The organism is Rhizobium sp. CC1099 (genome assembly GCF_029714385.1).
GTDB lineage: Bacteria > Pseudomonadota > Alphaproteobacteria > Rhizobiales > Rhizobiaceae > Rhizobium.
Genome location: NZ_CP121641.1, coordinates 788,940 through 810,167, shown reverse-complemented (window position 1 = coordinate 810,167; position 21,228 = coordinate 788,940). Strand labels below are relative to the sequence as shown.

Here is a 21,228-nt window from a genome sequence, read left to right as displayed (position 1 = left end):
GCGTAAAACGAGCTAAATCGCTGAAAATTATACTCTCATCGGCCTTCCATGTCGTCGCGAACCGAGAGTTCCCACAATTTATGCCCCGTTTCATGCGCCGCCTTGGCCAAGAGGTGCGCTGCGACCGGGGCGGTCAGCAGCAGAAAGACGACGCCCGCGGCAGCGCGCGCGAAAATTGCAAGTTCGCCGGAATAAAGGCCGGCAGCAAGCAGCAGCAGGCCGGAGCCGACGGAACCCGCCTTGGAGGCTGCATGCATACGCGAGTAAAGGTCCGGCAAACGGACGACGCCGATCGCCGCCGAGAGCGCAAAAAACGCTCCGGCAAGCATCGTGAGGGCGGTTGCCGTGGCGATAACGTATTCCATCATCCTGCCTTTCCTTCCGTATCGCCCGGCGCCGGCGTCACTGCCTGTTCTTGCCCGGCCGGCGACGGCCCGGCTCCCGGCCCACGGCGCGAGAGGACGAAGCGGGCGAAGGCAACCGTCGCGAGGAAGCCGACCAGGCTCAGTGCGATCGCGATATCGATGTAAAGCGCAAAGCGCGTCTTGACGGCGATCACCGCGATGAAGCCGATGGCAATGCCGGTCAGCGTATCGAGAGCGAGAATGCGGTCCGGCAGCGTCGGTCCGATGATCACGCGATAGGCGGTGAGCACGAAGGCGATCCCGAGGATCGCAAGCGTGACCGCGGCGGCGGCCGAAACAAGCGTAAACGGCGCGATCATCGGAAAGCCTCCATGATCTTGCGTTCGAAGCCGCTCGCAATGGCGCGCTTCGTCGCTTCCGGGTCAGCGCAGTCGAGCGCGTGGACATAAAGCGTCCTGCGGTCCTCCGAAACATCGACAGAGAGCGTGCCGGGCGTCAGCGTGATGAGATTGGCAAGCAGCGTGATCTCGAGATCACGATCGACGGTCAGCGGAAAGGCAAAGATGCCGGGCCGGATCTCCATCCTCGGCCGCAGCACCGTCCGCGCGACGGTCCAAGCCGAAAGCGCCAGTTCCTTCAGGAAAAGCAGCGCGAGTGACAGGACGAGGCGCGTGCGGTGAAGATAGCCCTTGCTGCCGAAAGGCTCGCGCACGATCGCCAAAGCGACGGCCCCGAGAACGAAGCCGAAGACGAGATTGTGCAGCGAGGCGCTGCCGGAAACGGCGACCCAGGCAATGGCAAGCAGCAGATTGACGAGGAAGGCGATCATTGCGCCGCTCCTTCCGGGAAGACAGAATGGATGTAGGCGCCCGGATCGGCGAGGCTTCCGGCGGCTGCCTGCGCCAGCGACAGCAACGGCTCCGGCAGGATGCCGAAACCGGTGACGAGTGCGGTCAGCGCCAGAAGCGGCAGCGCCGATTGCCAGCCGATCGCGACCGCCTCGACAGGCGCCGGCGCCGGGCGCCAGTAGGCGAGCAGGAAGACGCGGCCGAAACAGATGGTCGTCAGGAACCCGCCGGCCAAAAGGGCGGCGGCAAGCCACCATGCGCCGATATCGAGCGAGGCCTTGACGAGGATGACCTTCGGCCAGAAGCCGGAAAACGGCGGCAGGCCGCAGGCGGCGAGGAAGAGGATGAGCGAGACGGCGGCAAACCAGCCGCACTCGCGATAGAGCCCGCCAAGCGCGCTGAGCTGGAAGCTGCCGCCGAGGCGGGCCGCCTGCCCCGCCAAGAGATAGAGCGCCATCATCAGCATGACGGAATGCAGCGCGTAAAAAACCGAGCCGCTGACGCCACCCGGCGTGCCGATCGCGATACCGGCAAGCATGTTGCCGATGCCGGAGATGACGACATAGCCGAGCATGCGGCGGATATCGGTCTGCGCCAGCGCGCCGAGTGCGCCTATGAGGACGGTTGCGGCGCCGACAAGCGCGATCATCAGGCTCAGCGCCTCGCGCTCCACCGGCAGCAGCATCACCACCACCCGGATCAACGCGTAGATGCCGACCTTGGTGAGCAGACCGGCAAAGAGCGCGGAGACGACGATGCGTGGCGTATGATAGGAGGCCGGCAGCCAGAAGTTTACCGGGAAAGCGGCGGCCTTCATGGCGAAGGCAAAAAGGAAGAGGGCCGCCAGCGTCATCAGCGGCGCGCTATCGCGCAGGCCGGCGGCCTTCAGGGCGATGTCGGCCATGTTGAGCGTGCCGAAGATCGCGTAGAGGTAGCCGACCGCAATCAAAAAGAGCGTCGTACCGATCAGGTTCAGCACCGCATATTTCATCGCACCGTCGATCTGCTCGCGCTCGGATCCGAGGATCAGCAGGCCGAAGGACGAGATCAACAACACCTCGAACCAGACATAGAGATTGAAAATGTCGCCGGTGAGCAACGCCCCGGACACGCCTGCCATCAGGAGCATCAGGAAGGGGAAGAAGCCGAAGCGCCGCCCGCCCGCGTCGATGTCGGTGAGCGCATAGAGGCTGCCCGCAAGCGCCGCGATCGCGGCTGCAAGCGCCATCAGCGCGCCGAAGAGGTCGACGGTGAAGGCAATGCCGAAAGGCGGCAGCCAGCGCCCCATCACCATCGTGACTGGGCCATCGTCGATCACCCGTTTCAACAACACCGCGTCGACCACCACCAGGGCCGCAAGGCCGAGAACGGCGATCAACGCATGCAGGCGGACATGGGCGCGAAGCATCAGCATCAGCGCGCCGAGCACGATGCAATGCACAACCGGCAAGATCACCAGCCAATTGCCTGGGGGGACGGGTGCGGTGAGGAGCGCGGCGGAAAGGTCGGTGCCGATGGGGGCGGCCATTTAAAGTTTCCTCCTCTTCTCCCCGGCGGGGAGAAGTGCCGCACCGAGCGAGGCGATGAGCGGGGCGAGCGGCGCAGGCCGCGAGCGTCGGGAGCGCAAGCGACGGATACCATATGCCGAGCCTACCCCCTCATCCGACCCTTCCGGGCCCCTTCCGCCCGCTGGGGAGAAGGGGGCCCCCATGGAAAAAGCCAGCGCCACCAGCCGATCTCCCTCCCTGTGGGGGCGATGCCCGGCAGGACGGAGGGGGGTTATCATCCGCACCATCCTCATCTCAATACCCCACTGGCGGAAGCGGCGGATCGTCGGGCTCGGCGACGCGCATCTCGTCGGTGTTGTCCGTGCCGATGTCCTGATAGGCACGGTAGGTCAGTACCAGCAGGAAGGCGAGGAAAGAGAAGGAGATCACGATCGCCGTCAAGATGAGGGCCTGCGGCAGCGGGTTGGCTGCACCGGCGGGCAGCGCGTCGAAGCCCGCCGGAATGATCGGCGGCACCTCGCGCGTCAGGCGGCCGGCGGTAAAGAGCAAGAGGTTCACGGCGTTTCCAAGGATCGCGATACCGAGCATGATGCGGATCGAGAATTTCGACAGCAGCAGGTAGATGGCGGCGGAAAAGAACAGGCCGACGAGGATCGCAAAAAGCGGTTCCATCACTCCACCTCCCTTTCCTCAAGGGCGAGCGCAATGGCGGTGATCGCGCCGACGACGACGAAATAGACGCCGATATCGAAGAGCATGACCGTCGAGAGCGGCACCTCGACGCCGAAGATTGAAGGATAGACCCACAGGCCGGTCATGAAGGGCACGGCAGCGGCGATCGAGACCAGGCCGGCGACCGCCGACATCATCAGCCCGGCACCGGCGATCGACAGCGGATGAAAGAGGATTGCCCGGCGCACAGCCGGCACGCCGGCCGCGATGCCGTAGATCGCCAGTGCCGAAGCGGCGATAAGCCCGCCGATGAAGCCGCCGCCCGGCTCGTTGTGGCCGCGCAGCAGGATGAAGACCGAAAAGAGCAGCATGAGCGCGACGAGGAAGGGGGCGATGGTGCGGAAGATGAGGGTGTTCATCGGGTGGGTGCTCCGCTTGGCGGCGAGCGGCGGACGAGGCTACCTTCTTCGCCCATCAAGTCAGTCGATGGGGCAGGCAAGGACAACCGTACCTCATCACCCGCCCTCATCCTCGAAGGATCACCTCCTCGTGCGCCACCCTGGCGATATGAATCGCGCTGAATGCGTGCGCTTTGCCACCAGCCCTCATCCCATAGTTCCCTCATTCCTGTGCTCGTCGCAGCAATGAGGCCACGGCGCGTCTGCGCCGTGAATGAACCGCCTTTTGAATGATTCCTATGACAGGCACGGGAATGAGGGCGGTTGAGGCAATGCCGTCTCCAGACAACAGCACCGGGCGCTGCAAACCTGCCGGAATGGAAACCTCCGAGATGGAAACGAACGCGTTTCACTCCGTCGCCTCCACTCGATCCGGATCAGGCGCGACCAGCTTCCGCTCTCCCCCTGCCCGCATGCGGATCAGTGCGATGATGGCGAGGCCGGTGATGGCGACGACGGCGATCTCGCCGAGGGTGTCGGTGCCGCGGAAATCGACGATGATGACGTTCACGACATTGGCGCCGTGGGCAATGGTTTTCGAATGGGTGTTGAAGAAATCCGTCAGCGCCGCATTGAACGGCCCCTCCGTCGCCCGCATCAGAAGCAGCGCAAAGCCGAGGCCGCAGGCAAGCGCGATCGAGCCGTCGCCAAGCCGCTGACGCAGCGGACGCGGGTCGGTCGGCGAGAGGCGAAGCCTCGTCATGACGAGCGCCAGGATGACGACGGACAGCGTCTCGACCATGAACTGGGTGAAGGAAAGATCGGGCGCCCCGAAGAGCAGGAAGATCAACGCCACGGAAAAGCCCTGGATGCCAAGCGAGATGATTGCCGTCAGCCGGTCGCGGGCGCAAAGCACGGCCGCAAGGCCGATCACGGCGAGCAGGAAGATCGCCCATTCATGGAGCTGGACGCCGCGCGGCCAGACGGGAAACGACGGCAGTTCGCCGTAAAGCAGCGGCGGCACGAGGAGAATCAAGGCGAGGCAGACAAAGGTGCAGGTCACGTAGATTTCGAGCCGTCCCGGCTGGACGATGCGGGTGACGCGCCAGGCAAGGCGGACGAGCCCGGCGATGAAGCTATCGAAGCCGCGGTCCGGCCCCGGCCCTGCCGCCTGCAGGAAGGACACCATCAGCGCCCGGGCCAGCTCAATCTTCCAATAGACCGCAACGCCAAGGATCACGGTCAATACGGAAAGCGCGAGCGGAAGGCCGAGATGCGGCATCGGCGAGATCGCAACGTCGATTGCATCGCCCTGAACGGCCGAAGCCATCGGCGACGAGACGTAGTGATGCGTGATGCCGGAAAAGAGCGCGCCAGCAAGGCCCAGCACTGCCAGAATGCCGGGACCGAGCCAGAGCAGGACGGGCGCCTCGTTGGGATGTTTCGGGGTTTCTGCCGCCTGACCGACGAAGGGCTTCAGGCCGACCGAAAAGGCAATTGCAAACATCAGCGCATTGCCGAAGATCGCGACTGCGGTGAACACCAGCGAGCGCAGGTTGCCACCGGCGAGCGCAGCGTAGATCTCCTCCTTGGCGAGGAAGCCGAAGAAGGGCGGAAGGCCGCCCATCGAGATCGCGGCGAGTATCGCAATCGCAAAGGTCAGCGGCATGGCGCTCAGCAAACCACCGAGCTTCGTGATATCGCGGGTGCCCGTCTCGTGGTCGAGGACGCCCGCGATCATGAAGAGTGCGCCCTTGAAGAGCGAGTGCGCCACCAGGTAAAGCACCGCGGCTTCGATGGCGAATTCCGAACCGAAACCGGTAAGCAGGACGAGAAGGCCGAGCGAAGAAACCGTCGTATAGGCGAGCTTCAGCTTCAGGTCGGCATGGGCAATGGCGAGCGCCGAACCGGCAACCAGGGTCATGCCGCCGAAGAACGGCAGCAGGATTTCCCAGGCCGGTGTGCCGCCCATCACCGGGTTCAGCCGCATCAGGAGATACACGCCGGCCTTCACCATGGTTGCGGAATGCAGGTAGGCCGATACCGGCGTCGGCGCCTCCATGGCGTTCGGCAGCCAGAAGTGAAATGGAAACTGCGCCGATTTGGTAAAGGCGCCGCACAGCACGAGACCGAGCGTTGCCAGATAAAACGGGCTGCCGCGGACGACATCGCCGAACGGCGAAAGCAGCGACATCTGCGTGACGCCGGTGATGTTCCAGAGAAAGAGCAGGCCGGCCAGCAGGCAAAGCCCGCCACCGCCGGTCACCACCAGCGCTTGAAGTGCCGCCCGTCGTGCCGCCTCCCGCTCATGGTCGAAGCCGATCAGCAGGAAGGAGGTGATGGAGGTCAGCTCCCAGAAGATGAAGAACATCAGGAAACTGTCCGAGACGACGACGCCGAGCATCGCGCCCATGAACAGGAAGATAAAGGAGAAGAAACGCCCCTGCTGCGGATGCCCCTTCAGGTAGCCGCCGGCATAAAGCACGATCAGCGTGCCGATGCCGGTAATCAGCAGCGCAAAGGTGAGCGACAGCCCGTCGAAAAACCAAGAGAAGCTCAGATTGTAGCTCGGCACCCAGGAATATCCGCCGGTCACCACCTCGCCGCGGGCGACGCCAGGTATGAAGCGAAGGAAGTGCAGGAACGACAGGAACGGCACGGCCGCCAGCAGCCAGACGCCGCTTGCGCCGAGCCGGCGAATGACGAAAGGGGAAAGCAAGGCGCCGAGAAGCGGCAGGCACAAGGCCAAAAATGTCAGACCAGTGACACCGGCCATGTCCCCTCCTCATTGCCAGAAAGTGATGCGTTGGCGCGAACTTAGGGTAATCGGCAAGCGCCCTCAAGCAATTTCGGAGGAGGTTTGGATGAATGATCGGAGGCGGGACCGATCAGGCCTGGCGGAGCGTAGCGGCAGAAGCAAACATGTGAAACAGCAGGACAATCACGGTCAGCGGCCAGAGAATGCATGCCACCGCGCCTGCGAGGCGGGCCAACGTCCAACCATCGTGGTTGGCCCAGCCTTCCAGCAAAGTCATCGTCAGAAAGAGCACAGCCACAAGGCAATAGGCCCACGGCAGAACAACGATGAACACGTCCATATCCCCCGCCTGGCATCAGCCGCCATGGCTAAGAGTACGTTAACGGCGCGGTCGGGATCAAACCATCAATTCGGATTAGCTATAGGCTGGGCATTTCGCCGATTGCCCCTTACCCTGCCCTCTCCGCGAGGGGCCGTCAGCTACGCCGCAGCCTTTCCGCGAAATCGCGGATGCACACTGGTTAACATCTTCCCCCGCTTGAAAGCGGGGGATTTCCGAGGGGGCGCGAAGCTCCGCCGATCGTTATCGCTTCAACGGAGAGCCGCTGCCCTTCCTCCACGATCATAGACGCCGTGTTCCGACGCAGGATGTTGATTGCAGCATTGTGGTCGGCATGGGCGCGCAAGCCGCATTGGCAACAGCGGAAAGACGCTTGGCTTTCGCGGCTTTCCCTGTCCACGGCTGCGCAGGCCGAACAGGTCTGCGAGGTGTGGCGGGGATCGACCTTGCACAGGTATCCGCCCCGTTCTTCGAGCTTGTAGGCCAACACGGTTTCAAAGCCGTGCCAGCCTTGTTCGAGGATCGCCCGGTTCAGGCCCGCCTTCTGGCAGACGTTGGTTGCGGGCGCGTCCACGGTTCCCCTGGCGCTGCGCGTCATGTTGCGCGTGGCGAGGTCTTCCAGCACGACCGTTGCGAAGCGACGGGCGATATCAAGACTGGCCTTGTGCCGCCAATCCTGCCGGATGCGGGCAGCACGGGCCTGCAAGGCTGCAACGCGGCGGCGGGCCTTGGCGTGGCGACTCGACCCGCGCTTGCGCCGCGCCAGAACGCGCTGGGCCCGGCGCTTCCTGCGCTCGATCTCCGCAAGGCCGGCAGGCATCCACCAATGCTCCCCGGTCGAAAGCGTCAGCGTGTTCGCCACGCCCCGGTCGATCCCCACGGCGGGCAAATCGTTTTGCGGGACGGCATGGTCGATTTCGCAGGCGAAGGCGATGTGCCAGCCGTTCGCCGCCAGGCTCACCGTCACATTCATGGTCTTGCCACGCAGCCGCCGCGTGTCGCGGAACTTCACCCAGCCGATCTTGGGAAGGCGCGCGGCGGACCACTTGCCGGTCAGGCGCTTGACCTCGATCTCCCGCTGAAAGCGGAAGGCGCCGTTCACGCCCTTCTTGCGGGGCGCGGGATATCCTGCGCGCCCGGCGAAGACGTTGGCATACGCCTTATCCAGATCGCGCAGGGCCTGCTGCTGGGGCGTCACATGCACGGCGGCAATCCAGTCGAACGCGGCCCGCAGTGCGGTCAATTCCCGCGCCTGGGCGATGTCGTTCAAGCGGTTCCCGGTCTGCCGCCGGTAATGCCGCCACCAGTCCCTGCGCTGCTCCAGCGCCAGATTATAGACCAGCCGCACAACACCCGCGAACTGCCGCAACAGGACTTCCTGTTCGGCGGTCGGAGCGAGCTTGTAGCGGAAAGCGCGGTGGATCATGTTACGATTCTATCAATTGCTCCAAGGAGCGCAACCGTGGATCGCACCGGCAGGCATGTCGTCTACATGCTCCATGGTCATTTGGTCTTGTCACGAAATACCGCCATGACGTTCTGTCAGAACCGGCAATCCGAACCTGCGGCGCATCTTCGCCAAGCTGTGTCGCGACTTCGAGGCCGAATTGATCGAGCGACGGCGAGGACGATCATGTTCACCTGCGGGTGCATTACCCTCCGAAGATCGCCCTGTCGAAGCTGGTCAACAGCCGCAACGGCGTATCCAGCCGACGTCTGCGCGAGAGCCGCCCGGAAATCACCGGGCGCTACCACAACGGCGTTTTGTGGTCGCCGTCCTCCTTTGCGGCAAAGCTGTGGCGGCGCACCGCTCTCGGTGATCGCCGAATATGTCAAATCCCAGCGGGAAGCGGCCCAAGGCCGCTCTCGCGTTCCTCCCCGGCCTGAACGCCGGGGTATCCCACGAGGTTCACGATGAGCCTTGTGCAGATATTTCGAAGGCCCGCGATAGAACATGATTGCCGGGCTAATCCGTCCTGTCTTGATCCCGCTTGTCTTGCGCCCCACATTCTGGCCAAGACGGAACCGCCCCTCCGGCGCGAAAGGAGCATGCCTGATGTCCGACACCACGACCGCCAAAGTCCGCAAGACCGATGCAGAATGGAAAGAGCAGCTAACGCCGGAGCAATATCGCATCACGCGCCAGCACGGCACGGAACGCGCCTTTACCGGCCCCTACTGGGACAGCTTCGAGACCGGCCTCTACCGCTGCGTCGGCTGTAACGCGCCGCTCTTCCGCTCCGATACCAAATTCGATGCCGGCTGCGGCTGGCCGAGCTATTTCGAACCGGTCTCGCCGGATGCGGTGACAGAGCATCGCGACAGTTCCTACGGCATGGTCCGTACGGAGATCTGCTGCAGCAGATGCGATGCACATCTCGGCCACGTCTTCCCCGATGGCCCGCCGCCGACGGGCCTGCGCTACTGCATCAACGGACATTCGATGGTGTTCGAGCCGGGGAAATAGGCAACGCACGGGCGCTCATCACCACCGCCAGCTATTTTCCGGTAAGGGAAACGATCGACCGCCTGTGCCCGTCACAGGGATGAGGGCAGCGCAAGACAGCGATGCCTCGTTTGCCGCTCCCTCGCCTGCGATTGAAGTGCCAAGAATGCCCGCTTGAACGACGAGGGGTCACTTCGAAAGCTTAAGTTCCATGCAGGTGAGATCGAGCCAGCGGCCGAACTTGGTGCCGACCTCGGAGAAGGTGCCGGCGATGCGGAAGCCGAGCTTTTCGTGCAGGCGGATCGAGGCGACGTTTTCCGACTCGATGCCGGCGATCATGACGTGGACGCCGTTCTCTTTGGCCTTCTCGATAAGCGCCTGCATCAAAAGCTTGCCAATGCCGCCGCCGCGGCAGTCCTTGTCGACATAGACGGAGTGCTCGGCCGTATGGCGATAGCCGTCGAAGGCCCGCCAGTCGCCGTAGGTGGCGTAGCCCGCGACCTGCCCCGACTTTTCCGCGACCAGAACCGGAAAGCCCCTCGCCTTGCGCGCCCGGAACCATTCGGCGCGGTTTTCGAGATCGACAAGGGTTTCGTTCCAGATCGCCGTCGTGTGTTCGACGGCGTGGTTGTAGATGTCGCGGATCGCCGCAAGATCGGCTTCGGTGGCGTCGCGCACGAGGACGGCGTCGGTCATGTCATGTCCATTCCGGTTCGTTCGGCCCAAGCGCATACGCCTGGCCTTCGGCGATGTAAACCGCGAATTTGCGCGAAGAAAGAACGATCAGAGCCTGGCAGCGCCCATGCTGAAGCAGGTGAGTACCGCCGAATAATGTACCGCTGCGGCGGCAACCACGAAGCCATGCCAGATGGCGTTCTGGAAGCGCAGCTTTTCCCAGACGTGGAAAATCACACCTGCCGAATAGATGATGCCGCCGATGACGATCAAAAGCATCGAAGCGAAGGGAATGCGCGAGGCGACCGGCCCGGCAACCAGAATGCCGCTCCAGCCCATGGCGAGATAGAGCAGGATCGTCAGCTTGTCGTAGCGCCCCGGAAAGGCGCATTTCAGGAAGATGCCGGCGGCCGCCATCGCCCAGATGGCAATCAGCATGGCGAAGAGCAGCGGGTCGTCGGCACCGCGTTCAAGGAAGGGCGTATAGGTCGCGGCGATCAGGATGAAGATCGCCGAATGATCGAGCCTGCGCAGGTACCATTTGGTGGGCGACACCGGCCAGGCATTGTAGGAAAAGGAAATGCCGAGTGTCAGCACAAGGCCGACGCCGTAAATCCAGGCGGCCGCGATCTCGCCGTAGGAGCTCCAAACCGTCGCATAGAAGATCAGCACGGTCGCACCGATGAGCGCAAGCGCCAGGCCGACGCCGTGCACGATGCCGTCGGCGATCAGCTCATATCTGTCGTAAGCCCAGCGAATGCCGTTGAACTCGCCCATTAATGCGCACCCATTCCTCGACCCTTACCGATGCTCTCACTGAACGGCCGGCGGCGCAACAGCCGGCAGCACCGCGCGCGGTAAAACTTCATGAAACGCTTTAATCCTTACCGATCCACCAGCACCGAGCATTTGGCGTGGCGTACCACCCGGTCAGCGGTCGCACCGATGAAATAGTTCGAGAAATCCGGAACATGCGAGGCGATGATGATGAGGTCGGCGTGGTGCGCCTCGGCGGCGGCGAGTATGCCGTGCGCCGGCGGGCCGCGGCCGATCTCCACCTTCGCCGCAATTCCGGTCTTCAGCCGCAGCTGCTCCAGCTGCGCGCGTCCATCATCGATCGCATTGTCGATCAGTTCAGCCGGTAGGTCGACGGCGATATAGGTCGGCACGTCCTGCACGACATTGAGCAGGATGATCTCCCCGCCGGCATCAAGCAGCGTCGCAGCCTTGCGGAATGCCCTTTCCCCCCTCTCGACCGTACCCATCTCGATAGGGACGATGATCTTCTTGTACATGGTTTCCTCCACATCGGGCTTACCTACAAAAGAAGATAACGCGCGATGGACAGGTTCAAGTGGGCACAAGCGATCGTCAACATTCGCTCAACGCTTTATCCTCAAAAACTGATCTTCTGTGAACAATCGGAATCCGCCATATAAACTACAAGTACAGCGGCTCGAGAGGACTTGAAGGCGAAATGGACCGGCGAACATTCCTCGAGCTTGCTACGGGCAGCGCTTTCGCTGCCGCCGCCGGTGCGCCTTTCCCTTCCATGGCAGGAGATAGACATATGACGACCGAAACCTCTTATGCGCTGACGCGGCCTGCCTATGTCGGCCAGTCGCATCTGGTCGTCACCGACCTGCCGCTGGTCTCGAGCTTCTATCAGTCGATGCTCGGCCTCGAGGTGATCGAGAAGGCGCCGAGCGGCGAGGTGCTCGGCGTGAACGGGCTGCCGCTGCTGACGCTGACGACGGACAGCAAGGCGCAGATCGCGCCGCGCAATGCGGCCGGCCTCTTTCACACCGCCTTCCTGATGCCGAACCGCACGGAACTTGCCCGCTGGCTGCGCCATGCGGCCCATAACGATGTCGTGCTCGACGGCGCCTCCGATCATCTCGTCAGCGAAGCCATCTATCTCTCCGATCCCGAAGGCAATGGCATCGAGATTTACGCCGACCGGGCGCACGAAGCCTGGAAATTCCACCAGGACGGCCAGGTCGAAATGGCAACGATCCGCCTCGATCTGCAGGCGCTCTACGACAGTGCGCCCGAGGATGCCTGGGGCGGCATGGCCGACGGCACGGCGATCGGGCATATCCATCTGCAGGTCGGTGACATTCCGCAAGCCGATGCCTTCTATCGCGACGTCCTCGGCCTGAAGCTGATGGCGCGCTATCCCGGCGCGAGCTTCTTTGCAACTGGCGGCTACCACCATCACATCGCCGCCAACATCTGGAACAGCCGCGGCGCCGGCACTCGCGCCGACGGTATGACCGGCCTTTCCGACTACACGCTGCGCTTCAACGACAAGGCGGCGCTCGACAATGCGGTGGCGGCACTCGACCGGCTGGAGATCGACAGCGCAAAGCGCGACGGCGGCGTGTTCCTCATGGATCCGTGGGGCATCGGGCTGACGCTTTCGGCTTGAGGCAACGGTCCGTCCCCCATTCCTTCGAGCCGCTACGCCCGCGCCTCGAACACCATGTTGAACGGCGTTTCCGTCGCCCGGCGGAAATGCGAGAAGCCGGCGTCGAGCGCCACTTTCCTGAGCCTCATCTCGCCCGCCTGGGCGCCAAGGCCGAGGCCGACCTCCTGCGACAGCGACGCCGGGGTGCAAATCATCGTCGAAGCGCCGTAATAGACGCGTCCCACCGGATTGAGGTTGTCCTTCAGATTGTCGTGGGCAAATGGCTCGACGATCAGCCAGGTGCCGCCGGGGCCCAGCGTTTCCTTGACATGACGGCCGGCACCGACCGGATCTCCCATGTCGTGCAGACAATCGAACATTGCGACCATGTCATATCCCTGCGGGGGGAATTCGGCCGCAGTGGCCTGCCGGAAGGTGACGCGGTCGCCGACGCCTGCCTCCTCAGCCGCGGCCCTGGCTTTCTCGATCGAGGGAGCATGATAATCGAAGCCGAAGAATCGCGAGGCGGGATAGGCCTGCGCCATCAGGATTGTCGACGCACCATGGCCGCAGCCGACATCCGCGACCTTGGCACCAGCCTTGAGCTTTGCCTCAACGCCATTCAGCGCCGGTATCCAGCTTGAAACCAGATGCGTGTTGTAGCCGGGCCGGAAGAAGCGTTCGGTGCCGCGGAAGAGGCAGACACTATGTTCGTGCCAGCCGACGCCCCGTCCGCTGCGGAAGGCTTCGGCGATCTTCGGCTCGTCCATCCACATGGACTGCGTCACCTGAAAGGCGCCGGCGAAGAAGGCGGGGCTGTCTTCTTGTGCAAACACCATCGCCTGCTCGGGCGTGAGATGGAAGCGGTCCGTCCCGTCGTCATAGGTTATGTAATCGGCCGCCGCCATCGCCGAGAGCCATTCGCGGAGATAGCGCTCCTTCAGCCCGGTCTCCTTCGCAAGCCGCGCCACATCCCGCGGCTCGCCGTCCGCCAGAGCCTTGAACAGACCGAGATCATCGCCGAGCACGACGAGCGCGCCGGAGACCGCAGCTCCGACATCGCCGACCAGCCGTTCGACCAGCTTATCGAGTTTCTGCATATCGGGTTCGCGCATGTCACCCTCACATGGGAAAGTCTGCGTCAAGTCGGTCATAAGAAATCACTCCTTTTCACGGTATCGGCTCCAGGTTCCAAGCCCGACTGCATGACACAGCTCGTTTTGCCGAGCCTGATCAACCTCACATTCGGTCGGCGCTGTCGCGGCCGTACCAAGATCCCGCTTGCGGCGGGTAGGGCTCAGGACGACGAGACCATTCTCCATTACCGGCATTTCGCCACGGTGACATTCGGTTCGTCGACCCGGATCCGCCAGGATTGAGAGATCCTGGTAGATTTCGGAACGGGTGATTGTGGTGACAATCAAGCCCTCTTCATGATTGCCCCTTCGATGACGACACCCGAGGCGACGTATTTCCAGATTGCCACCAGCAGCTTGCGGGCTAACGCGACAATGGTCGACTTCTTCATACGTCCACCGTTGCGGTGGACGCGTGCATTGAACCATTGGCTCAGCACAGAGTTCGGCTGATGTCGTAACCACAGCCATGACAGCTGTATCAATGTCACCCGCAGCCTCGGATTGCCCGCTTTTGAAACGCCCTGTTCCCGATCAATGGCTCCGCTTTGCCAAGGTGTCGGAGCCAGTCCAGCATAGGCGGCGACCTGACGGCGGTTGTCAAAATGCCGGAACAGCCCTTCCACCCACAGGATGTTTGCAAACTCAGTGCCGATCCCCTTGATCTCAAGTAGCATCGTGACCGGCGAGGGCATCGTCTCCGCGGTCTGCGCAGCGATGAGCGCGTCGCGCTCGTCCTCGACTGTCCTGATCTGTTCGAGCAGAAGTTCCAGCCGATCCAGTTCCCGACCAATCTGCGCTCTCATATGCGTCGGCAAGGCACGCCCGTCGCCAGTCTGCAAGTCTTCCAACTGTTGCCGCCGATCCGTATTCATTGGCTCATAGTTGGTGATGCCTTGCGAGAACAGCAGCCCCTTTATGCGATTGACATGGGCGACCCGCTCGGCTGTTAGCGCCTTGCGCTCCCGGCCAATCCGTCGCCGGTCTTCCTCGTCAGGCGATGGTGCCCGTGCCATCGAGCACACGCGGGGCTCTCCTCTCTTATACGCCATCAGGACCCGAAGCAGCGCCTCGCCATCGATACGATCCGTCTTCACCCGCCGGTGGCGGCGTGATGTCGCGATCGACGCTGCATCCACAACATGACTTTCGATCCCCGCCTTCTCAAGCACGCGATGGATCCAGAAGCCGTCGAGCCCGGCTTCCTGAATGGTGACGATAGGATAGTCATTCCTGGTTTTTGCCCGGCATCTCTCCCGCAACTTCGAAAGCAGACCAAACAATCCGGCGACGTCTCCTGCCCTCAAAGAGTGTTTCGACATCCTCTCACCGTTCCCCGGCGACAGCGACGTGATCAGCCAGGTCGAACGACTCAGCTCCAGTGAAACGAAGATTGCACCAAGATTCGTGTGAATGGCGATCGCGGCTTTTTCGGTCTTAAACATCGGGGCCTCACAATAAGTGCGTTAAGTTACGGCCACTCATTCTGCAAAAACGTCGGCCGTCATGCACCCATGGGATCTCCATTTCCACCGAGGAAAGACCAGCCCGCAAAACTATTCCGAGTAGGCCGCGCGATTGTCAATTTGCCCAAACTGAGTATCCGTCGGCACGCCAGCCTGCCGGGAACCAACACGCATTCCGTGCGTTTCCGTTTCGAGCCAATGAGGCTTTCGGGGACATTCCATAGATGGGCTTCGCCAACGGCATCCGGAAACAAGCAAAGAAGATCGCAATCGGAGAGCGGCGGACGAGCGCATGGGAAGACACGCTGACCACCGCCACGGAAGAGATGCCGCAGGCGCCGGCGCACCGCGTCCAGAAGGATGCGCTCGACGTCAGCATGGCCTGGGCGATGATCGGGATTTTCGCGATCCTTGGCCTTGCCGTCCTCTACCAGATGTCGCTGATCCTGATCCCCATCACGCTCGCCGTAGTGGTAGGCATGATCCTCGGCATGGCGGCGGAAAAATTGAGCAAGCTCGGCGTGCCGCGCGTCACCGTTGCCATCATCCTTTCAAGCGCCGTTGCGCTGGTCATCTTCTTCGTCGTCAGCTCGCTTTCCGGGCCTTTGACGACGCTGACCAACGAAGCTCCGGCGTTCATCGAAAGGACGATCAACCGGATCATGCCCTATCTGGAGCAGATACGCTGGCTGCGCATTACCCCCGCAAGCCTCCAGAGCGGGCCGATCTCGATCAATGCGCTGCTCGAAAACACCGGAAACGTGCTGCATGTGGTGACGACAAACCTGACGCCGGCGCTCGTGCAGGCGCTGATTTTCTTTGCCGCCCTGCTGCTTTTCCTCTCCGGGCGCGTCAACCTGCGCAAGACGATCATCCTGACCTTCCGCACCCGCCAGCAGCGGCTCACGGCCATCCGCGTCATCAGCTCCGTCGAGCGGGTGCTGGGCTTTTATTTCGCAACCGCCTCGGTCATCTATGCGACGCTCGGCGTCGTCATGGCGATGATTGCCTGGGCGGGCGGGCTCTCAGCGCCGGCGCTCTGGGGCTTCTTCGCCTTCCTTTCGAGCTTCATTCCCTATCTCGGCATCACCATGATGACGTTTTCCATCGCGGTCGCGGGCATCCTCACCCATAACGGCATCATCATCGGCCTCCTGCCGGCGGCCGCCTTCTTCATCGTGCACCTCGTCATGGAAAATCTGGTGTTCCCCGCCGTCATGGGCCGTCGGCTGGAAATCAATCCCTTCATCGTCTTCGTCGCCATCATCTTCTGGACATGGATGTGGGGTGCCGTCGGCGCCATGCTCGCTCTGCCGCTCTCGCTGATCGTCATGACGATCGTCGATGAACTCTTCATCGAGGAGAAAGTGCTGCCGCAATTGCCGAAGTGATGAGGGTGAGGCTGGCCGCTCAAAGCCTCATCCTCCCAATATCCTTTCAGCATCGGGAGCCTTCCTTGCGCCCTCATTCCTGTGCCTGGCACAGGAATGAGAAAGCAAGGGGCCGAAGACCGCGGCAAGGGCCGCGCCACATCTCAATCATACAAATAATATGTGCTCCACTTTTCCCGCGGCACTTTCTCGCCGATCTCGTATTGCAGTTCGCGCACGTTGATGTGCTGGGGGCCGGTGATGCAGGTGTAGGAGAGGTGGTACCAGTTGCCCTGGCTGCGGAAGACGGCGCCGGGGGCTTCGAGCTTGTCGTCGCTGGGGATCGGGTCCTTGAAGGTGTAGGCGATCACCTTGTCCGGATTGAAGCCGGTCTTGTCCTTGTTGATGCGGCTCATCGCTTCGGTGTCGCAGCTCTGTTCGAGGCGGGTGGCGGGATCGAGTTTTTCCAGCTGCTTCTTGATGGCGGGATCGACGGCGAAGGCGCAGGAGGCAAAGCTGACGAGACACACGGACAGGACCAGACATTTCGGCATTACGGGCAAATTCCTCTTTATGCTCATGGCAGAATCCGCCCGGTCTATGGCCCTCAGCCTAAGCCAAAACGAAGCGTAAATTCCGCGCGACGGTAGCGGACTTTGTTAAACAATGTGGTGACATCAAGGCAACGTGAGGAAGGCTCCGATTTGCCGCAGGGGTTCTCGCGCCTGCCTTGGCGCTTGATCCAGCCCGCCTCCACCTCTATCTCTTCTCCACCCCGCAATTCCGATCCGGAGCCTTCCTTGTCTGTTTTCAAGAACCTGCCGACCCCGCCCTCAGCCGCCAAGAAGCCCGTTTCCGATACCCGCCACGGCATTACCCGGTCGGACGATTATGCCTGGCTGCGCGCCGATAACTGGCAGGCGATGTTCAAGGATCCGTCGATCCTCGACCCCGAAATCCGCAGGCACCTGGAGGCGGAAAACACCTATATGAACGCGGCAACGGAAGATACCAAGCCGCTGCAGAAGACGCTTTTTGCCGAGATGCGCGGCCGCATCAAGGAGGACGACAGCTCGGTGCCGATGAAGGACGGCGCTCACGCTTATGGCACCTTCTTCGTGACCGGCGGCGAGCAGCCGCGCTATTTCCGGATCCCGCGCGACGGCGACGTCAAGGACGAGACGATCCGCACCGTTCTGCTCAACGGCGACAAAGAGGCGGTCGGCAGATCCTATTTTCGGCTCGCCGGCCTCGACCACTCGACCGATCACAGCCGCGCCATCTGGGGCTATGACGACAGGGGATCGGAATTCTTCACGCTGAGGGTGCGCGATCTTGCGACCGGAGAAGACATGCCCGACGTGATCGAGAACACCGGCGGCGGCGGGGTCTGGGCGCCGGACGGCAAGAGCTTCTTCTATTCGGCGCTCGACGAGAACCACCGCCCCTCCAAGGTGTTCCACCACATCATCGGCACGTCGCCGAGCGAGGACCGGCTCGTCTACGAGGAAAAGGATGCCGGCTTCTTCATGAGCGTCGGCGGCTCGCTGCTCGACGATTTCATCTTCATCGACATTCACGACCATGAGACCAGCGAATACCGGCTGGTCTCGACCAAGGATCTGACGGCCGAGCCGAAGCTCGTCGCCAAGCGCCAGGAAGGCATCGAATATACGCTGACGGAAGGCGGCGACGTCTTCTACATCCTCACCAATGACGGCGGCGCCAAGGATTTCAAGATCATGGAAGCGCCGGTTGACAATCCCGCCAAGGAGAGCTGGCGCGAGGTCGTACCGCACAAGCCCGGAACGCTGATCATCAACCACATGGCCTATGCCCGCCACCTGCTGTGGCTGGAGCGCAAGGACGGTCTGCCGCAGATTATCATCCGCGATCGCAAGACCGGCGAGGAACATGCGATCGCCTTTGCCGAGGAAGCCTATTCGCTCGGGTTGCAAGGCGCTGCGGAATACGACACCGACGTCATCCGCTTCTCCTATTCGTCGATGACGACGCCCTCGCAGCTCTACGACTACAACATGACGACGCGCGAGCGGACGCTGTTGAAGACACAGGAGGTGCCCTCGGGCCACAATCCGGACGACTACGTCACGCGGCGCGTCTTCGCGCCGGCATGGGACGGTGAGCAGGTGCCGGTCACCCTGCTCTACCGCAAGGATACGCCGCTCGACGGCTCGGCGCCCTGTCTGCTCTATGGCTACGGCGCCTACGGCATCAGCATTCCGGCCGGTTTCAACACCAACTGCCTGTCGCTCGCCGACCGCGGTTTCGTCTATGCCATCGCCCATATCCGCGGCGGCAAGGACAAGGGCTTTGCCTGGTACGAGAACGGCAAGATGGCCTTCAAGACCAATACGTTCAAGGACTTCATCGCCGCCGCTGACTATCTGAATCAACAGAAGTTCACGTCCTACGCGAAGATCGTCGCCGAGGGCGGATCGGCAGGCGGCATGCTGATGGGCGCCGTCGCCAACATGGCGCCGGAGAAGTTCGCAGGCATCATCGCTGCCGTTCCTTTCGTCGATGTGCTGAACACCATGCTCGACGACAGCCTGCCGCTGACGCCGCCGGAATGGCCGGAATGGGGCAACCCGATCGAGAGCCGCGAGGATTATGAGCAGATCGCGTCCTATTCGCCCTACGACAACATCAGCGAGAAGGCCTATCCGCCGATCCTGGCGCTCGGCGGCCTGACCGACCCGCGCGTCACCTATTGGGAGCCGGCAAAGTGGGTCGCCAAGCTCCGTGACAAGACCACAAGCGCAGCGCCGATCCTGCTCAAGACCAACATGGACGCCGGCCACGGCGGCGCCGCCGGCCGCTTCCAGCGGCTGGAGGAGATCGCGTTTGAGTATGCATTTGCAATCAAGGTGGTTGGGAAGGTGTGAGCGGGAGACGGCACGGGAATTGGCTTTCCTCATTCCTGTCCTTGTGACAGGAACCCAGCGGCGGCGCGTCCGCGCAGTGAACTATTCTCATGGAGTTCCTGCGCCCAAGGACTTGGGTGCGCTGGACGCCTGTGACGAGCACAGGAATGAGCGTCGCTGGGGTTGGCGCCTGTCCCGGATACCAGAATCGTGAAAGGAGCAAACCCATACCGGTCTATGTCGCGCTGCTTCGAGCTGTGAATGTCGGCGGAACGGGCGCTCTGCCGATGGCGGAGCTCAAGGCGATCTGCGAGCGGCTGAGCTTTACGAACGTCGAGACCTACATCCAGAGCGGCAATGTGCTTTTCCGCTCGGACGAGACCGAGGCGACGGTCGAGAGGCGGCTGGACGAGGCCCTGGCCCAGAAATTCGGCAAGAAGCCGGGCGTGATGATCCGCAGCCGCAAGGAACTGCAGAAGATCGTCGACGAGGCGCCCTTTCCCGATGCCAAGCCGAATTTCCTGCTGGTGACCTTCCTGCCCGAGGCTGCCCCCAAGGGTGCCCTTGACAATATGGTGGCGCCGGACGGCGAGGAGGCGAAGGTCGCCGGGCGCGAGATCTACGTGCATTATCCGATCGGCTCCGGAAAATCGAAGCTCAAGCTTCCGGCGCTGAAGGCAGGAACGTCGCGCAACCTCAACACCGTGCGTAAGCTCGCCGAGATGGCGGCGGCGATGGAGGAGAGCGGGTAAGACGCACCGCCCTCGTCTTTCGAGGCTGCGCCCTGCGGTCTTGCATAAGGGCTGATCGCTGGCGCCCGCGGCACAGCCCTCATCCTGAGGTGCCCGAGGGCGAAGCCGCAGGGCCGCAGCCTTGGCGGCATGGATCCGCTGAATGCGTGCCTTTTGCCACCAGCGCCCATCCCATACTCTCCTCATTCCTCTGCCTGTCACAGGAATCCAGCGCGCCCAAGTCCTTCAGCGCGGGAGACACACATTCAAACAAGACGTCATTCACGGCGCGGAAGCGCCGTGCCTGGATCTCTGTGACAAGCACACAGATGAGGGAGAAAGTGGAGACGCCGAGACTTTCTGCGCCGCATAGTCCCACGCCATGGCCGCATCCGCCGCCTCTCGCGCTAAGCCTACGCCCTCGAGACCTCCACGGAAGGCTGGAACAGCAGCTTGACGAAGGTCCTGAGCATCAGGATCTGCTCGGCAAGCATGTTCGGTTCCTTGAGGGCCCTCGACAGCACGATGCCGCCTTCCAGGACGGAGGAGACCATGTCGGCGAGGTGGTCGATAGGCACCGGCTCGCGCGGCGTGTAGACGGCCATGATCTCTTCGAACATGCCGCGGAAGCGGTGGCGCCAGGCCAGTACCGCGTTCCTGTTCGTCTCCCGTATCTCGCGGTCGAAGAGCCGTTCGTAGTAGCAGACGGTGGCGACGAGGCAGCCGGGATGGCCGTTCGGCAGATCGGAGAGCAGTTCGGACAAAAGCTTGAGGCCGAGCAGGAAGGATTGCAGCGGATCGTCCACTAGGTCGCGGGCGCGGCCGAAGATCTCGTCGTAGATCCGCTCGTCGTTTTCGATGTAGCGGTTGAGCAGTGCTTTCGCGAGTTCGTTCTTATCCTTGAAATGATAGAAAAATCCGCTCTTGGTGATGCCGGTCTCGGCAATCAGCTCCTCGATGGAGGTGCCGCCGAAACCCTTCTGGAGTACGGCCGCCTCCGCCACATCGAGAATGCGGGTTCTCGTTTCCTCGCCCTTGCGCATCAGCCCCTCCTGTACCGCCGGTACAGTTTTTCATCGCGGCCCAACGCATCACCCATGCCGCCTCATCCTCCCAACCGATTGATTTCAAACGGCAACTTTGGAAATCGCCCCTAGTATACCGCAAGCTGGCTAGTTTAGCAGGCTCTAAAGGGGGAGAAATCTCACATGGCCGAT

The 21,228-nt window shown here is 62.3% G+C and carries 22 protein-coding genes and 1 pseudogene; 7 read left to right on the top strand and 16 right to left on the bottom strand.

Annotated features, from left to right (window positions below; translation table 11 throughout):
* Positions 1–35: 35 nt before the first annotated feature.
* The 9 genes from mnhG to QA644_RS03980 all read right to left on the bottom strand — a co-directional run bounded on the left by mnhG (position 36) and on the right by QA644_RS03980 (position 8,315).
* Complete coding sequence (mnhG, locus tag QA644_RS04020; RefSeq protein ID WP_074067058.1) at positions 36–368, bottom strand: monovalent cation/H(+) antiporter subunit G; 333 nt, start codon at positions 366–368, stop codon at positions 36–38.
* A complete protein-coding gene (locus QA644_RS04015) occupies positions 365–724 on the bottom strand; it encodes a cation:proton antiporter (protein ID WP_283071186.1) in 360 nt (119 codons plus the stop codon). Before QA644_RS04015 ends, mnhG begins: the two co-directional genes overlap by 4 nt.
* Positions 721–1,194 carry a Na+/H+ antiporter subunit E gene (locus QA644_RS04010; RefSeq protein ID WP_039844328.1) on the bottom strand — a complete coding sequence of 158 codons (474 nt, stop codon included), beginning with the start codon at positions 1,192–1,194 and terminating at the stop codon, positions 721–723. The genes QA644_RS04015 and QA644_RS04010 overlap by 4 nt, the downstream gene beginning before the upstream one ends.
* On the bottom strand, positions 1,191–2,741 hold the full coding sequence (locus QA644_RS04005; protein ID WP_239594933.1) for a Na+/H+ antiporter subunit D: 1,551 nt from the start codon (positions 2,739–2,741) through the stop codon (positions 1,191–1,193). Before QA644_RS04005 ends, QA644_RS04010 begins: the two co-directional genes overlap by 4 nt.
* A gap of 274 nt (positions 2,742–3,015) precedes the next feature.
* Positions 3,016–3,393 (bottom strand): Na+/H+ antiporter subunit C, encoded by a 378-nt coding sequence (locus tag QA644_RS04000; RefSeq protein ID WP_239594935.1) that lies wholly within the window; start codon positions 3,391–3,393, stop codon positions 3,016–3,018.
* Positions 3,393–3,812, bottom strand: a complete 420-nt coding sequence (locus QA644_RS03995) for a Na+/H+ antiporter subunit B (protein ID WP_074067053.1) — start codon at positions 3,810–3,812, stop codon at positions 3,393–3,395. Before QA644_RS03995 ends, QA644_RS04000 begins: the two co-directional genes overlap by 1 nt.
* Before the next feature lie 388 nt (positions 3,813–4,200).
* A complete protein-coding gene (locus QA644_RS03990) occupies positions 4,201–6,567 on the bottom strand; it encodes a putative monovalent cation/H+ antiporter subunit A (protein WP_283071184.1) in 2,367 nt (788 codons plus the stop codon).
* 112 nt (positions 6,568–6,679) lie between these two features.
* Complete coding sequence (locus tag QA644_RS03985) at positions 6,680–6,883, bottom strand: hypothetical protein (protein ID WP_283072462.1); 204 nt, start codon at positions 6,881–6,883, stop codon at positions 6,680–6,682.
* A gap of 187 nt (positions 6,884–7,070) precedes the next feature.
* The gene (locus tag QA644_RS03980) at positions 7,071–8,315 is read right to left on the bottom strand and encodes a transposase (protein ID WP_283071183.1); all 1,245 of its coding nucleotides are present in this window, start codon (positions 8,313–8,315) and stop codon (positions 7,071–7,073) included.
* Between the two features lie 66 nt (positions 8,316–8,381).
* Between QA644_RS03980 and tnpA the strand changes: the two are divergent.
* Both tnpA and msrB read left to right on the top strand, forming a co-directional pair.
* Positions 8,382–8,735: pseudogene (gene tnpA / locus QA644_RS03975) on the top strand (IS200/IS605 family transposase); the annotation flags it as partial.
* A gap of 210 nt (positions 8,736–8,945) precedes the next feature.
* The gene (gene msrB / locus QA644_RS03970) at positions 8,946–9,356 is read left to right on the top strand and encodes a peptide-methionine (R)-S-oxide reductase MsrB (protein ID WP_074067051.1); all 411 of its coding nucleotides are present in this window, start codon (positions 8,946–8,948) and stop codon (positions 9,354–9,356) included.
* 168 nt (positions 9,357–9,524) lie between these two features.
* Here the strand turns inward: msrB and QA644_RS03965 are convergent, their stop codons facing one another.
* The 3 genes from QA644_RS03965 to QA644_RS03955 form a co-directional block, all read right to left on the bottom strand.
* Positions 9,525–10,031 (bottom strand): GNAT family N-acetyltransferase, encoded by a 507-nt coding sequence (locus tag QA644_RS03965; RefSeq protein ID WP_283071181.1) that lies wholly within the window; start codon positions 10,029–10,031, stop codon positions 9,525–9,527.
* An 87-nt stretch (positions 10,032–10,118) separates the two neighbouring features.
* Positions 10,119–10,787: a hemolysin III family protein gene (locus tag QA644_RS03960; protein ID WP_074067049.1), complete on the bottom strand. Its 669-nt coding sequence runs from the start codon at positions 10,785–10,787 to the stop codon at positions 10,119–10,121.
* 107 nt (positions 10,788–10,894) lie between these two features.
* Positions 10,895–11,305, bottom strand: a complete 411-nt coding sequence (locus tag QA644_RS03955) for a universal stress protein (RefSeq protein WP_074067048.1) — start codon at positions 11,303–11,305, stop codon at positions 10,895–10,897.
* A 275-nt stretch (positions 11,306–11,580) separates the two neighbouring features.
* On the opposite strand from QA644_RS03955, the gene QA644_RS03950 reads away from it, so the two are divergent.
* Entirely contained in the window at positions 11,581–12,441 is an 861-nt protein-coding gene (locus QA644_RS03950) for a VOC family protein (RefSeq protein ID WP_283071177.1), read from the top strand.
* A 32-nt stretch (positions 12,442–12,473) separates the two neighbouring features.
* Here the strand turns inward: QA644_RS03950 and QA644_RS03945 are convergent, their stop codons facing one another.
* Positions 12,474–13,535 (bottom strand): class I SAM-dependent methyltransferase, encoded by a 1,062-nt coding sequence (locus QA644_RS03945; protein ID WP_194729243.1) that lies wholly within the window; start codon positions 13,533–13,535, stop codon positions 12,474–12,476.
* 90 nt (positions 13,536–13,625) lie between these two features.
* On the opposite strand from QA644_RS03945, the gene QA644_RS03940 reads away from it, so the two are divergent.
* Positions 13,626–13,799: a hypothetical protein gene (locus QA644_RS03940; RefSeq protein ID WP_157213370.1), complete on the top strand. Its 174-nt coding sequence runs from the start codon at positions 13,626–13,628 to the stop codon at positions 13,797–13,799.
* Between the two features lie 41 nt (positions 13,800–13,840).
* Here the strand turns inward: QA644_RS03940 and QA644_RS03935 are convergent, their stop codons facing one another.
* Positions 13,841–15,001 (bottom strand): IS110 family transposase, encoded by a 1,161-nt coding sequence (locus QA644_RS03935; protein WP_283070672.1) that lies wholly within the window; start codon positions 14,999–15,001, stop codon positions 13,841–13,843.
* 245 nt (positions 15,002–15,246) lie between these two features.
* Between QA644_RS03935 and QA644_RS03930 the strand changes: the two genes are divergently transcribed.
* Positions 15,247–16,413 carry an AI-2E family transporter gene (locus QA644_RS03930; protein WP_239594945.1) on the top strand — a complete coding sequence of 389 codons (1,167 nt, stop codon included), beginning with the start codon at positions 15,247–15,249 and terminating at the stop codon, positions 16,411–16,413.
* A 143-nt stretch (positions 16,414–16,556) separates the two neighbouring features.
* Here QA644_RS03930 and QA644_RS03925 read toward each other — a convergent pair whose 3' ends face one another.
* A complete protein-coding gene (locus QA644_RS03925) occupies positions 16,557–16,946 on the bottom strand; it encodes a DUF930 domain-containing protein (protein ID WP_283071175.1) in 390 nt (129 codons plus the stop codon).
* 246 nt (positions 16,947–17,192) lie between these two features.
* Between QA644_RS03925 and QA644_RS03920 the strand changes: the two genes are divergently transcribed.
* The gene (locus tag QA644_RS03920) at positions 17,193–19,301 is read left to right on the top strand and encodes a S9 family peptidase (protein ID WP_283071173.1); all 2,109 of its coding nucleotides are present in this window, start codon (positions 17,193–17,195) and stop codon (positions 19,299–19,301) included.
* Between the two features lie 206 nt (positions 19,302–19,507).
* Complete coding sequence (locus tag QA644_RS03915; protein WP_074070207.1) at positions 19,508–20,032, top strand: DUF1697 domain-containing protein; 525 nt, start codon at positions 19,508–19,510, stop codon at positions 20,030–20,032.
* 392 nt (positions 20,033–20,424) lie between these two features.
* Here QA644_RS03915 and QA644_RS03910 read toward each other — a convergent pair whose 3' ends face one another.
* Positions 20,425–21,054 carry a TetR/AcrR family transcriptional regulator gene (locus tag QA644_RS03910; protein ID WP_283071171.1) on the bottom strand — a complete coding sequence of 210 codons (630 nt, stop codon included), beginning with the start codon at positions 21,052–21,054 and terminating at the stop codon, positions 20,425–20,427.
* Between the last annotated feature and the right edge of the window lie 174 nt (positions 21,055–21,228).